Origin of the sequence: uncultured Parabacteroides sp., from assembly GCF_947855115.1 — a bacterium.
Lineage (GTDB): Bacteria > Bacteroidota > Bacteroidia > Bacteroidales > Tannerellaceae > Parabacteroides.
In genome coordinates, this window is record NZ_CANTZW010000033.1 from 1 (window position 1) to 13,358 (window position 13,358).

A 13,358-nucleotide genomic window follows, 5' to 3' on the forward strand; every position below is an offset into this window, starting at 1 on the left:
GCCTCACGGGTGGCGCGGTTCTGCTCCCTGACCCTCGCGTTGACTTCCGGCAGGTGGTACATCTTCAGAAACTCATAACTCCGCTTGCCGTTGACATAGATGTCAAGGTAGTACGATTCGGAACCGTCCGCAAGTTTCTTTGTACGGACTCTTACAGGCTCTTTCAGTTTGCTTGATTTTTTATTTGTCACTGCCATGTCTTAAAATACTTTGTCTATCAGTGAAACGGCCTCTTCTTTTTTCCTGTCAACGATTTTTGCGTAAACCTGCGTGGGGCGCACATCGGCATGTCCCATCATCTTGCTGGCGGTATAAAGGTCAACCCCGGCGGTTATCAGCATTGTTCCGTAGGTATGGCGGCTCAGGTGAAAATGAAGGTGTCTGTCCAGCCCTGCCAGTTCCGCCCATTTACGTAAATGCTTGTTCAGGACGGTATGGGACGGAAGCGAGAATACCGATGCCTCCGGTTCTCCCCGCTCAGGAAGCCACGATAACGCCTTGGCGGGAAGAGGAAGCGATATGGGTTTGGAGTTTTTCTGCATCACCACCGATACGAAGTGCTGCCCGCCATTGACGGATATGTCGCTCCAGCACAAGTCCGTAACATCGCCTACACGCAATCCGCAATAGCAGGTAAACAGAAATGCCCTGCGTATATTCTCCTTGATATAGGGGGTGTCCTCCAGTTTGCGGACTTCGTCAAGGGTCAGGAACTCACGCTTGCTTTCCGGTCTCGCTATCTTTTCCTTGGCGCTCAGCAGTTTCCAAGGATTGTTCTTTATATACCCTTTCTGCCAGGCAGCGGACAGGATGATGCCGAGAATCCAGAAACAGGAACAGGCGGTGGCTTGGGCGAGCGGCTTTCCTTGCGGAGTGAGAGGTTCGGATTGAAGCCACTCGGCATAATCGGTACAGAATCTCTTGTCCATGTCACACAATCTTGTACCGGGGCGGAACTTCTCGAATTTGGTACGTGATGCCCTTAAATGCAGATGTGCGGGCTGTCCCCGTTGCTTGTATTCCTCCATCAACAGGCCAATGAAGTCGGACAACAACATCTTGGACTTGTCTTTGGCTGCTTCCTCCTGTGCCTTGTCATCAACCATGTTTTCGGTCTTGGCAATGATGAGTTCCTCCGCCTGACGGAGCGTTTTTGCATTTTCACGTTTCGCCTTGACGGAATTTTCCGGCACAAGATACAATTTAAGGAACTCGTATTCGTGCTTGCCGTCAACCGTGCGGTCTATAAAAAGGGACTCACGGCCGTCCGCAAGTTTTCTTCTCCGCAGCTTGAACGGACTTTTGTCTACTTTTGATTGCTTTTTTCTACCCATTGTGCTCCAGTGTTTTATATTCTTGCGCAAATATAGTAAATCGGTTTGATATAAGTATCGAAACAGGTAACAAAAATAATTCAAAAATGGGTATAAATGGAATTTCACAGGAATAGATAAGAAAACAAGCTGTATTTTATAACACACAGATATACAATAATATAGATTCTTATTTATAGAAATATTGCCCTTTCATTTCTCTTTGATTACAGATATTTATCCTTTTTCCTCTTTTATGACCATCCTTTTGTTACTTAGGAAGGTGGCAACTTTAACCGCTTTGTTATGTCCCAGCTTAATGTTCTGCAGGGCATATCCTTCTTTCAGCCGTTCCAGATAATCGTCATAACTGGTAATACAGAAGTTCGAAAAAGCTGCGTCCAGAGCTGCCCGATGCACGCTCTCAGAAATTTCCTTGTACGGATCAAACGGTTCTTTTGCAGGTCTTCCGATTTTCTTTTCCTGGGGCTGATAGGAATCCAGCAGTTCAGGTAAGACTTCATCGTTTATACGGAAAGCAAACGGTTCAAATTCCCTGTCACGAATATGAATGGCTTCGACCACACTTACTGTCCTGTCCATTTTGTCCACTTCTACCTGCATCACTGTTTCAGCCTTGTTGTTCAGTTCCGTGCCGATATGACCACGGGCATTCTCGTCATTCTTGTTCTGATGGAGAATGGTATGAATGTGAATCTGGCGGTCATCCGTCCATTGCATGAATCTGGAAATAATGTCGGTCGCTTCACTGGGGGAATTGATGTCATAAAGAAAGTCTCGGATGCCATCTATAATCACTAGTCCGAGGTCGGGGATTGTGCCGATAGCCTGTTCGACTATAGCCAGACGTATCGGAGGGGCGTACTTGCGCAAAGCCAGCATAAGCATATTGTTTGGATTCTTGTCCTCCGGGAGTCCGGCAAGGCGCAGGATTCTTTTCAATACTTTCTGGCAATGATGGCGTCCTTGTTCTGTACAGAACAGTTCGCTTATCCTCTGGAAATGATGAACGGTATTTCAGCACAGTACCGTTTTTCAATGCCGATGCTGCAATGGCAGTAACGTTAAAAGTTTTCTTGCTTTTGGCCTTGCCTATAGAGGCACTAAAGTTCCCCAGTGTACCGATTGCGGCATCATCTACCATCAATACAACCGGTGACTGCTCATAAGCTCCGTTTGCACTTACAGCAGATTCCTCCATATAAGCGGTCAATTCCTCATCAGTAGGAATTCTAATGTCTGTCTTGTCCATAGGCCTTACACGTTTTTAGGATTAGCCTTACGACGGGTGGCAGCAAGCATCTGTGCCTGTTCTTCTTCAAAAGTCAGTGGAACCTGTACCTTTCTTCCGGTCTCAAGCCATTTGTCCAGTTCATCACGATAGACAAAAAGATGTTTGCCTTGTTTGATTACAGGAATGCCCCCATGCTTGACCTTATAATAAAATGAGGATTTGGATATGCCAAGGTAGGTACATACTTCATCCACTGTCATAGGAACGTGATGGTTCTCTTTGACTTTGTTTTGGACTGCTAGACTGTTTTTCAATACAGTTTCCAGACTTTCAATTCTCTTACATAATTCACCTACAACTGTAGGTAAATCGTTAAAGGTTAAATCTTTGAAATGCATAATGTCTTTATTTGTTGTGTTTGAATATGCCACAAACTAAATCAATGACATTATGCAGAGAAACGGGAGAAGAGAATCATTTTTCGGTCTGTATTAATTCATTTTTTCTCACACTGGGCTTTGTTTATAAGAGTATAATCAAATTTGAAATCATCATATTTTGGACTGTCAATAGGAATCTGACTGTGTATGGTATCCTTGAGATTCTTGACAAGGTATCCCAAGGTTGCATTTTTTAATTCATTAGGAAATATGGTTTTTATGAAATTGGCTCTTTCTGATAATGATACACCTAACCGTTCGCCTATATTCCAGACAAAATGTCTTAATGAAGGTGATGTAAGAGGAGTTTCCATTTTTGAACGGATGGGTTTATACAAATCTGATTGCCCACTTGCCAAATGGTCTATGTTTTCATGTAGTATAAGCAGATTCTCTTTGGTAAGAAATTTTGTGGTAGAATAGGTGGCATATTCATGAATAGCCTTTATAATCATTATTTTTCTCTCCAGTTCTTCCTTCTGAATTTCTTCCATACGGCTTTCGAATCCCTGGAGATATGAAAAAGCTTCGGGTTTAACTTCTGAGGTAGGTTGTTGCTCCAAAACTTTTATTTCTTTCGAATCATCATGCTTCTCTGATATTGTAATGGATGTAACGATTTCAGAGCTGGCAGCTTTGTTTTCTGTTGTATCAGTATTTTTTGTCTTTTCCGGTAACTCAATCATTGAAATAACTTCTGTTGTATTGCTAACTTCAATCATTTCTATATCTGAAACTTCTACAGTTGGTTCATTGCATTCTTCAATCATCATATCTGGTTTGGGAATAACCTTGTCAGGTATAGAATTTCTTTGATTATCAGAAAAGAACTGCGGACATTCATCAGTAAGGAATAGATAGAATACACGTTGTAATCCTCCGCACGTTGTGATTATTACAACGGTTCCTAATATTATAGGTGTTGTATATCTGGTCAGATCTATCTGGTGATTAATGTACAGATATGTTGCAATTACTGAAAAAAGAATACAACTTACTGCAAGTATGAAACTTGTCTTTCGTGCCGATAATTTAATATTGTTTGTCATGTTCCATAATTATATGTATTAGTTTTTATGGCAAATATATTTTCTATTTCCAAATAGTTGTAATTAGTGACAGATAATCGTTGAGATTTTAAGAAAAATAAGCCTAAAGCACGAAAATCATACTCTAAATCATACTATAATCATACTTTAGGCATATTATTTATATAGGATACAGATTGCTATTCTTTCCTTTTTAGGGTAATCTTATTGCTCGCTTCACGCTTGTTGCTGTCCACTACTTTCATGTATCTTTGAGTCGTGGTTATGCTCTTGTGAGCCATCATACTTTGTATGGTACGGATGTCGGTCCCTGCAGCTCCTTGTAGGGTTGCGAATGTTCTACGATACGAATGGAATGTTATATTCTTGGTGATTCCGGCAGAACGAATCCATTCCTTCATGGGAACCTGGGTCCAGCACCTTTTCAGACCTTTGAATACCAAACCCTTCTTCTCAGGTGAGTATTCTATTAGCTTCAGGGCTTCATCACTAATGGGGATGATGTCTTCCGTTTTTGTCTTCTGTGTGATGGTGTGTACACATTTTCCTCCTGTTGCAAAATCAACAATTTCCTCCCAGCAGAGAGTAAGTATGTCACTGAGTCTCAAACTGGTCAGGCACGAAAAGAGGGAAGCGGTTTTTAGAATTGGTATCTTGCATGGCGTTTCGGCCAGACAGTACAATTCCTCTACACTCAGATAGTCCTTTACCACATCTACCGGTTCAATCTTTTCCAGAAAATCATTTATGTTTGACTTGATCAGCCGATTGCGATAGAGAATCTTAAGGAATCCTCTGAATGTGGACCAGTAGCCGGAAGCTGAGTTTCGTGTAATATATCCATCCCGTTTTAGCTGTCTGGCATTGAGCAGATATTCACGAAACTTGTTGCACAAATCTATATCAATTTCTTCGAAAGTACATTTGCCATGTACGAAGTTATAGAAGTGCTGATAAACGAATTCCCATTTCTGGTCGTGCTTGGGAAGTTGCTTACGGTAGTATTCCAGAAAATCTGCCTTATATTTCCTCTTGTCGAAGAAATCATAGCGTTCGTTTACGATAGCTTCAAAGCGCCGGCATCGGATGGCTTCTGCTTTCTCTGACATGGTTGCATTGAAGTCACGTTCCCGCTGGTTCTTTGGGTTGGCATAGATATAAATGTTCAAACCTTCGTGACGGATAGTCTTCATCGTTTCCTGGTCACGGTAGCCCGGATAATAGTCCAGATAGAAGGAAAGCATACCATTTTTTAACGGGCGGGTTCTCAAAGTTACAGTTTTACATTCTGACATAGTTACAAATGTTATTAGTTGACTTAAATTTTGCGGTGAAGATGCACAATGACTTTATGCAGACCGCATTCAGCATAAAATCATTTTCCAGTCTGTATATCTATCTGTACAGATTCATTATCTGGCGCCCATAATGTGGTCAAATTCCACTTTCAGGAATCTCACAAAGCGCCCTTTCTTCTCCCGTTTTATTTCGTGGAATTGCAGAATGCCGTAAACTGAATCCCGTGTAAGACTATACTTCTTCATGGCTTCCTGCACGGTATAGTATTCTGAAGAATCATCTTCGGTTGTCTTCTTGGACAGATCGAAGTGAAGTTTTGAGTAGAATATCTGGCCGTGCTCTTTCTTTGAAGGGATGTTGTTGCGATAGACATGTGAACGGATGGCTACACGTGTCATCCCATAGTTTTTCTCGATTTCTTCCGGAGTGTACCATTCGGTCAAGGCATCATCCGTCTTATATTTGGCAAATGCCGCATCTATGTGCTTTTTACTGTAATAATTGAACTGGCGGATTTTGACTTTGGGAACATTGTTTTGCCGGGTATAGGTCCACACCCATTTGGCGTTGACTTTGTACTTTTCCGCAATCTGTTCAGCGGTATAATACTCGGTAACGTCAAATTCATCTTTTGGTCTGAGAACTTCATAAGGTTTTGTTTTCAGCATCAGTTCGATGTCGGTTCTTCTGATGAGCGACATTCTTGAACTTAACCTTGATGCACGAAGTTTGTCCTCCTTTACCAGTTTATAGACATACTGGCGAGAAACGCCCATTAGTCTGGCTGCTTGAGAAAAGGTAAAGTATTCCTGGCTCTCCAGTTTGCTCTTTACCTCCAGCATTTCCTGAAATTCGCGCATTTCCATTCTACGTTCCTTCATGCGGTGTTTGTAACCTCTTTTGGAACATTGCGGACTACAATAATTGGTAGTGGTCTTTTTTGCCATGAAAGGCTTGCCGCACCACTGGCAGATTCTTTTTACTTCCATTTTTGTTATTCTCCATATTTTAGTGAAACATAAGCTTTTTACTGCTCGGATAATTTCCCTTTTTGTCTACTCGCGTAAACCATTGTCAACACACGTCAACAAATGCGTCAGTGTGATATCGGGCAAAAGCCCTTAATTGTTCCGCGGTAGAAATACGGTAGAAAAATATGGTGAACAACAGTATCCAACTGTTTATAGCTGGATTTTTGGTAAATAAAAAAGCCGCTGAAATTCAGCGACTTCATTATAGTTGATTCTAATTCGTTGCAGTTAATTATAAGCTATCACTTCCCGACGCAAAAATGCTGAAATATATTCTGCAACACCTGATCCGTCGTAACCTCTCCTACGATATCTGATAGATGGAATATACACTCCCGTAAATCTTGAGAAATAAAATCTCCGGAAAGACCGGAGTTCAAACCTTCTTGTACCCTATGTATGGCTTCCAACGCATGCGTAAGTGCCTCGAAGTGGCGGGCATTCGTTACGATGATGTCACTTTGGTGGAGGGAGGGGATGGAAGAGACTTCCGTGAGGAGTTGTTGTAGCTCTGCGATATGTAGCTTGCTCTTGGCAGAAATAGCGATTTGATGCCAGCCTTCGGTGGGAAAAGAGAAGGTTGGGAGAGAGGATGCGGGTAATACATCACATTTGTTTATCGCTAAGATAACAGACTTATTTGTTAATCTCGGAGCAATTTCCTGATAGAAAGTCTCGAAATCCTTGAGGTCACGGGTTAAGTCGTACATGAGGATGACGATTTGTGCTTGGTCTAAAGCTTTGAAACTACGTTCGATGCCTAGAACTTCAATCGTATCGTTTGTTTCACGGATACCGGCGGTGTCGATGAAACGGAAGAGCTGGCCGTTGATGTTGATCGTATCCTCGATAACATCACGAGTTGTTCCGTGGATGTCGCTGACGATTGCTTTATCCTCGTTCAACAAGGCGTTTAGTAAAGTCGATTTGCCGGCGTTCGTCTCACCGATGATAGCGACGGGAATACCGTTCTTGATAGCGTTGCCTACGCTGAAAGATTGGGCGAGTTTGGAGATGACCTGTTCGATATGATCCGCAAGCGTGCGAAGCTCACTACGGTCAGCAAACTCCAATTCCTCATGATCGCTGAAATCCAGTTCCAGTTCCATGAGAGAGGTGAAATGGAGCAGTTGGTTCCGAAGTTCGGCAAGTTCCCTGCTGAAGCCACCTCGCATCTGGCTTAGAGCCAAACGGTGTTGACCGGCCGAAGTGGAGGCGATTAAATCCGCAATGGCTTCCGCTTGGCTAAGGTCCATCTTGCCATTCATGAAGGCACGTTGCGTATATTCACCCGGTTGCGCTATATGGCATCCGCTGGAGATAAGGGATTGCAGGATTTGTTGTTGGATATACGTCGAGCCGTGGCAGGTGATTTCCACCGTATCTTCCCCCGTAAAAGAATGGGGAGCACGGAAAACAGCGGCGATCACCTCGTCTACCGTTTCGCTATCGTTGCCGATGATGGAACCATATGTTAATGTATAAGCCTTTTGGGTAGATAAACTCTTCCCCACCTTCTTCGGTCGGAATATCCGATCACAAATCTTGAAAGCATCCGGTCCGGAGACACGGATCACTGCGATTCCTCCTACTCCCGGAGCTGTAGATATAGCGCAAATTGTACTCATTCGATCTATTAAACTGTTATTAATTCATACGCTTGAGAGCCCAGTCCAATTTCCTCCGCATAACGTAGGCCGGCTTGCCAGTTCGTATCTGGATGAATTAAATGGAATTTATCCACTCCTTCAAGATGTTCGTGAGGGTGAGCCTCGGCTAATTTATTACCTCCTATGATCGGAGCTCCGATAACCATATCGGCACAAGCCTTATCCAAAGCCACCGGATCGAAAGAAGCGGCGATACCCAAATCAGGGATGATCGCGGCATCGTTATGATTCCAGCAATCGCATTCCGGAGATACATTCATGATAAAACTAACATGAAAATGAGGCTTATCTAATAAAACGGCTTTCGTATACTCGTCGATCTTGTAATTCAATCGCTCGGAAGTATCACCTTCGCCCATTACGGCACCATCGTACTGGCAGAGAGCCACACATTGCCCGCAACCTACACAGCGGTCGTAATCAATTTCGGCCTTTCGGTTGTTATTTAAATGGATGGCATCGTGAGCGCAGTGCTTTACACAGATGTTACAACCTTTACAAGCCTCCGTATCGATACGAGGTTGTGAGGCGCAATGTAATTCCAATTTACCGCCTACGCTGGCGCATCCCATCCCGAGGTTTTTCAGCGCACCGCCGAAACCGGCTTGCTCGTGACCTTTAAAATGGTTCATAGAAATGATGATATCGGCATCGGCAATAGCTGTACCGATCTTCGGAGCTTTGCAATATTGCCCATTGATCTCAATTTCCCGGTAGTCCGTACCTTTCACGCCATCGGCGATGATAGCATTGCAACCGGCAGACATGGGGTTGAATCCATTTTCCATAGCACTTTGAAGATGGTCGACAGCGTTGGAGCGACGGCCCGAGTATAGGGTATTACAATCGGTAAGAAATGGTTTCGCCCCTAATTCTCGTAGCAAGTTTACTAAGCGGGCGGCGTAATTAGGACGGATATAAGCTAAATTCCCTGGTTCGCCAAAGTGTATCTTGATGGCTACAAATTGGTTCTTGAAGTCGATATTAGTGATACCGGCACGTTTTACCAGACGCTCCATCTTATCTAGCAGATTACTACTGGGGGTTGTGCGTAAATTTGTGAAGTAGACTTTGGATGTATTCATCTTTTTATTGGTTTAGTGTCGACAAAGGTACGAAAAACACGGAATATTTTTTATTTTTGCGTAAAACAGATTTATATATGGACTTGCTTCAACGGAATCATCAGCAATTGTTGAAAGGAATAAATTGTACATTCCTGCGTTATTTACATGCACGAATAGAATGGGAGGATCGATTAATCGGTATATTGGGCTCTAGAGGAGTAGGTAAGACAACTTTGTTATTGCAACATATTAGGCTGAAATTTGGAGACTCGAGGGAGGCCTTTTATATAAATCTGGATGATTTCTGGTTTCAGACACATTCATTGACCGAGACTGTTAAAGATTTCTTGCAAGCCGGGGGGCATTATTTGTTTTTGGATGAGGTTCATTTGTATCCAGGTTGGGCAGAAGAGATCTCAACTTTGCTAGATGTAAACCCTACGCTAAAAGTTGTTTTTGCGACAACGTCTTTGTGTCCGTTGACTGAAGTACGAAACAGCTTGAGGCATAAGGTCGTTTTTTATACCATGCATCCTATATCTTTTCGTGAATTTCTTTCTTATGAAAGTATTTTGAATAAAGATCCCATTCCTTTAGAGGACATTTTAGCGAACCACCATGATCTGGTGAAGGAGATAAATGCGGAAATGAATGTAGTTCCTATTTTCCGGAATTATCTGGAACATGGATGTTATCCCTTTTATTGGCAAGATCCGGATACTTATTATTCCCGTTTGCAAGAATTAGTGAGAAAGGAGATTTGCCGGGACTTTCCTTCTGTGGTTTCTATTTCGATGAGCAATTTGGAGCGGGCTCAAAAATATTTTATGATGGTGGCAGACTCAATCCCGCTACGTCCGAAATCGATAGATGTAACCCGTAAGACGAATATTCTTCGTCAGCAAAGCGATAGCCTGTTGCGTTTCTTTCATGATATGAGGCTTATTTATTACTCGGCCAACCAGCCGGGAAGTTCTCTTGCCAAACAGAAAGTCTTTATGGGGGATACGAATTTAATGATCTCTTTTTTCGGAGATAAAGAGAACAGGCAATTAATGTGTGAGACCTTTTTCTTAAGCCAGATGCGTTGCGTGGCGAATGTGGAATTCATGGAGAACGGAGATTTCTTGATAGATGGGAAATATATTTTTGCGGTAGGTGATCCTTTAAGAGGTTACGATCGTCTTCGGTTTGTACCCGATGCTTACGCCGCTATCTATGGATTGCCAAAAAGCGTGTTTAACCGTATGCCGGCATGGATATTGGGATTTTGTTATTGAGGACTTTTAAACTTGGGTTTGGCGATAATTTAAGTAAGATTACCTAAGTTTGCGTACATAATTAAAATAGATTACTATGTTAGAATGCATGAAGAATAGAAGAAGTATCCGTAGATACACGAATCAGGATATCCCGGAATCCTTGTTGAATGAGTTATTAGAAGTAGCCGCTCGTGCCTCGAATACGGGAAATATGCAATTGTATAGTGTGGTGGTTACCCGCGACCAAGCGAACAAAGAAAAGTTAGCCCCGGCTCATTTTAATCAGCCGATGGTTACGGAAGCTCCGGTCGTGCTTACTTTTTGTGCGGACGCTAACCGTTTTGTAAAATGGGCAGAATGTAGGAAAGCGGAGGCAGGGTTTGATAATTTACAAACTTTTATTGCTTCTACGATAGATGCGATGTTATTCGCTCAAAGTTTCTGTAATGCCGCGGAGGAAAAAGGCTTGGGTATTTGTTATCTGGGGACGACGGCTTATAATGCAGACCAGATTATCGATGTGCTTTCCCTTCCTCGTCTGGTTGTCCCGATTGTTACGGTTACGGTAGGTTATCCTGCTGAGCCTATACCAGATCAGGTTGAACGTTTACCGTTGGCGGCAGTTGTGCATAATGAGACTTATACGGATTTTACTCCAGCTGCTATCGATGCCTTGTATTCCGAAAAAGAGGCATTGGCGGTGAATAAACAGTTTGTAAAGGAGAATAATAAGGAGACTCTGGCGCAAGTTTTTACAGATGTGCGTTATACGAAGAAGAATAATGAGCATTTTTCAGAGGTGTTGTTGAATGTATTGAGACAACAAGGGTTCATGAGGTAAGTCTTGGTACGTCTGTATTTTTATGATTTATGAAGAATCCACCTTCAAGTACGCCTGTAATTGACTTGAGGGTGGATTCCGTATTTTTAGAGATATAGTCCATCCCTACGTCTAAGAGCATATAATGTATCGGGTTAAAGAATGTAGTACCATTTCGTAATCCCGATTTTATTATATACGATCTAATACGGTTTCAATCAGCTTCTCCAAAGAACCTTTATAATCAGTATTCATGTGGTTATCCACACGTCCGGCGATAATGCAACATACAGTCATTGCCCGGTGTCCCATAAGAGCGGCTAGACCTGCTAAAGAGGAACTCTCCATCTCGAAATTCGTGATCTTTCGCCCGTTGTAATCAAAGGCTTTTATTTTCTGGTTCAATTCTGGGTCGGCTAGGGGTAATCGAAGTTCACGCCCTTGTGGTCCGTAAAAGCCGTTGGCTGCGATTGTCGTTCCCCGGATAATATCTTTATGTGTGATCTGATCGATTAGCGAAGGATCTGCCGATACGACATAAGGTCGTATTCCGTTAAATTGCCAATCAAGTTGCTTTATTAGTTCAGATTCCAAATCTGTGTCGCGAATGGAAGTACTGTTCGCATAGAAATAGATTACCCCGTCAAATCCGATAGATTTTTCTGCTGCCACATAAGTTCCGATCGGAACAAATGGTTGTAATCCTCCGGAAGTTCCGATACGGACTAGAGAGAGCTGTTTGAATTCCGGTTTAATCATGCGGGTTGAGAAATCTATATTAGCCAAGGCATCCAACTCATTTAATACGATATCAATATTATCTGTACCGATACCATGGGATACGACCGTGATACGTTTATCTTTGTATCGCCCCGTGATGGTGTGAAATTCCCGGCTGGAAACCTCGCATTCTTGGGAATCAAAATAGGATGCGACGGTTGTAACCCGTTCGGGGTCACCGACAAGTATCACGCGATCCGCAAGTTGCTCCGGTTTTAAATGCAGGTGGAAAACGCTGCCGTCTGAATGGATCGCTAATTCTGAAGCGGGTATTGTTCTCATATTCGATCAGATAATTAAGTTTGCTTTATAATCATGAAGGGGCAAGGTACGAGCCTTGCCCCTGTAGATCGTTTTGTTTCTATGAACTATATTAATCCTTCAATGGTTTCGATGCGGCACTAGTCGGTTTGGCGATCGCCTCGCGCATAGAAGTATCCGCTTCGATATTCTTCATTTTGTAATAATCCATTACACCTAGGTTTCCTGTGCGGAATGCGTCTGCCATGGCTTTAGGAACTTCCGCTTCAGCCTCGATAACCTTGGCACGAGCTTCTTGTGCTTTCGCCTTCATCTCTTGCTCGAGCGCGACAGCCATCGCACGGCGTTCCTCGGCTTTCGCTTGAGCGATATTCTTGTCCGCTTGAGCTTGGTCCATTTGCAAGAAAGCACCGATGTTCTTACCTATATCAATATCGGCGATATCGATGGAAAGGATTTCGAAAGCTGTTCCAGCGTCAAGCCCTTTGCGAAGCACTAGCTTTGAGATGGAGTCTGGGTTCTCCAATACGGTTTTATGGCTTTCAGATGAACCTATGGAAGATACGATACCTTCACCTACACGGGCTAAGATCGTTTCTTCTCCGGCGCCACCCACCAATTGCTTGATATTCGCACGAACGGTAACACGCGCCTTGGCGATTAACTGGATACCGTCTTTCGCTACCGCTGTTACCGGAGGGGTATCGATCACTTTCGGATTTACGGACATTTGCACAGCCTCGAATACGTCACGTCCGGCCAAGTCGATAGCGGTAGCCATCTGGAAAGGAAGGTCGATATTCGCCTTTGATGCGGAAACCAACGCATGCACTACTTTCTCGACATGTCCACCCGCTAAATAGTGCGCTTCCAGCTCATCGCGTGTAAGCGTCTTTATTCCTGCCTTATGCGCTTCGATCATCGCACGAGTGATGATGTAAGGAGGAACCTTTCGGATACGCATCAAGAATAACTGGATCAGGGAGATGTTGACTCCCGATACTTTGGCCGAGATCCATAGCAGGAACGGCACATAATAGAAAAAGATTGCCAGCAGAAGCACTGCGGCTCCTAATAAGATAAGTGGCAAGAAGGTTACTTCCATATAAAA

12 protein-coding genes and 1 pseudogene are annotated in these 13,358 nt (G+C 43.2%); 2 read left to right on the forward strand and 11 right to left on the reverse strand.

Features of this window, described 5'->3' with window-relative positions; all coding sequences use genetic code 11:
* The 9 genes and pseudogenes from Q0110_RS15815 to Q0110_RS15855 all read right to left on the reverse strand — a co-directional run.
* The coding region (locus Q0110_RS15815; protein ID WP_297908587.1) for an Arm DNA-binding domain-containing protein at positions 1–197 on the reverse strand (197 nt) is incomplete at its 3' end.
* A gap of 3 nt (positions 198–200) precedes the next feature.
* Positions 201–1,418: a site-specific integrase gene (locus Q0110_RS15820; protein WP_297908591.1), complete on the reverse strand. Its 1,218-nt coding sequence runs from the start codon at positions 1,416–1,418 to the stop codon at positions 201–203.
* 132 nt (positions 1,419–1,550) lie between these two features.
* Positions 1,551–2,586, reverse strand: a pseudogene (locus Q0110_RS15825) (AAA family ATPase).
* Between the two features lie 5 nt (positions 2,587–2,591).
* Entirely contained in the window at positions 2,592–2,966 is a 375-nt protein-coding gene (locus tag Q0110_RS15830) for a helix-turn-helix domain-containing protein (RefSeq protein WP_297908594.1), read from the reverse strand.
* Between the two features lie 98 nt (positions 2,967–3,064).
* Entirely contained in the window at positions 3,065–4,057 is a 993-nt protein-coding gene (locus Q0110_RS15835) for a hypothetical protein (RefSeq protein WP_297908597.1), read from the reverse strand.
* 179 nt (positions 4,058–4,236) lie between these two features.
* Positions 4,237–5,352 (reverse strand): site-specific integrase, encoded by a 1,116-nt coding sequence (locus Q0110_RS15840; RefSeq protein ID WP_297908600.1) that lies wholly within the window; start codon positions 5,350–5,352, stop codon positions 4,237–4,239.
* Between the two features lie 117 nt (positions 5,353–5,469).
* Positions 5,470–6,345: a helix-turn-helix domain-containing protein gene (locus tag Q0110_RS15845; protein ID WP_297908603.1), complete on the reverse strand. Its 876-nt coding sequence runs from the start codon at positions 6,343–6,345 to the stop codon at positions 5,470–5,472.
* A 284-nt stretch (positions 6,346–6,629) separates the two neighbouring features.
* Positions 6,630–8,015 (reverse strand): tRNA uridine-5-carboxymethylaminomethyl(34) synthesis GTPase MnmE, encoded by a 1,386-nt coding sequence (mnmE, locus tag Q0110_RS15850; protein WP_297908606.1) that lies wholly within the window; start codon positions 8,013–8,015, stop codon positions 6,630–6,632.
* 8 nt (positions 8,016–8,023) lie between these two features.
* A complete protein-coding gene (locus Q0110_RS15855; protein ID WP_297908609.1) occupies positions 8,024–9,142 on the reverse strand; it encodes a DUF362 domain-containing protein in 1,119 nt (372 codons plus the stop codon).
* Between the two features lie 77 nt (positions 9,143–9,219).
* On the opposite strand from Q0110_RS15855, the gene Q0110_RS15860 reads away from it, so the two are divergent.
* Positions 9,220–10,404 (forward strand): AAA family ATPase, encoded by a 1,185-nt coding sequence (locus tag Q0110_RS15860; protein WP_297908612.1) that lies wholly within the window; start codon positions 9,220–9,222, stop codon positions 10,402–10,404.
* A gap of 76 nt (positions 10,405–10,480) precedes the next feature.
* Positions 10,481–11,227, forward strand: coding sequence for a nitroreductase family protein (locus Q0110_RS15865; protein WP_297908615.1), 747 nt, complete (start codon positions 10,481–10,483; stop codon positions 11,225–11,227).
* Positions 11,228–11,398: 171 nt separating this feature from the next.
* Here the strand turns inward: Q0110_RS15865 and Q0110_RS15870 are convergent, their stop codons facing one another.
* Together Q0110_RS15870 and floA are read right to left on the reverse strand one after the other, a co-directional pair.
* Entirely contained in the window at positions 11,399–12,268 is an 870-nt protein-coding gene (locus Q0110_RS15870) for a nucleoside phosphorylase (protein ID WP_297908618.1), read from the reverse strand.
* A 91-nt stretch (positions 12,269–12,359) separates the two neighbouring features.
* The gene (gene floA / locus Q0110_RS15875; RefSeq protein WP_297908620.1) at positions 12,360–13,352 is read right to left on the reverse strand and encodes a flotillin-like protein FloA; all 993 of its coding nucleotides are present in this window, start codon (positions 13,350–13,352) and stop codon (positions 12,360–12,362) included.
* Positions 13,353–13,358 lie beyond the last annotated feature (6 nt).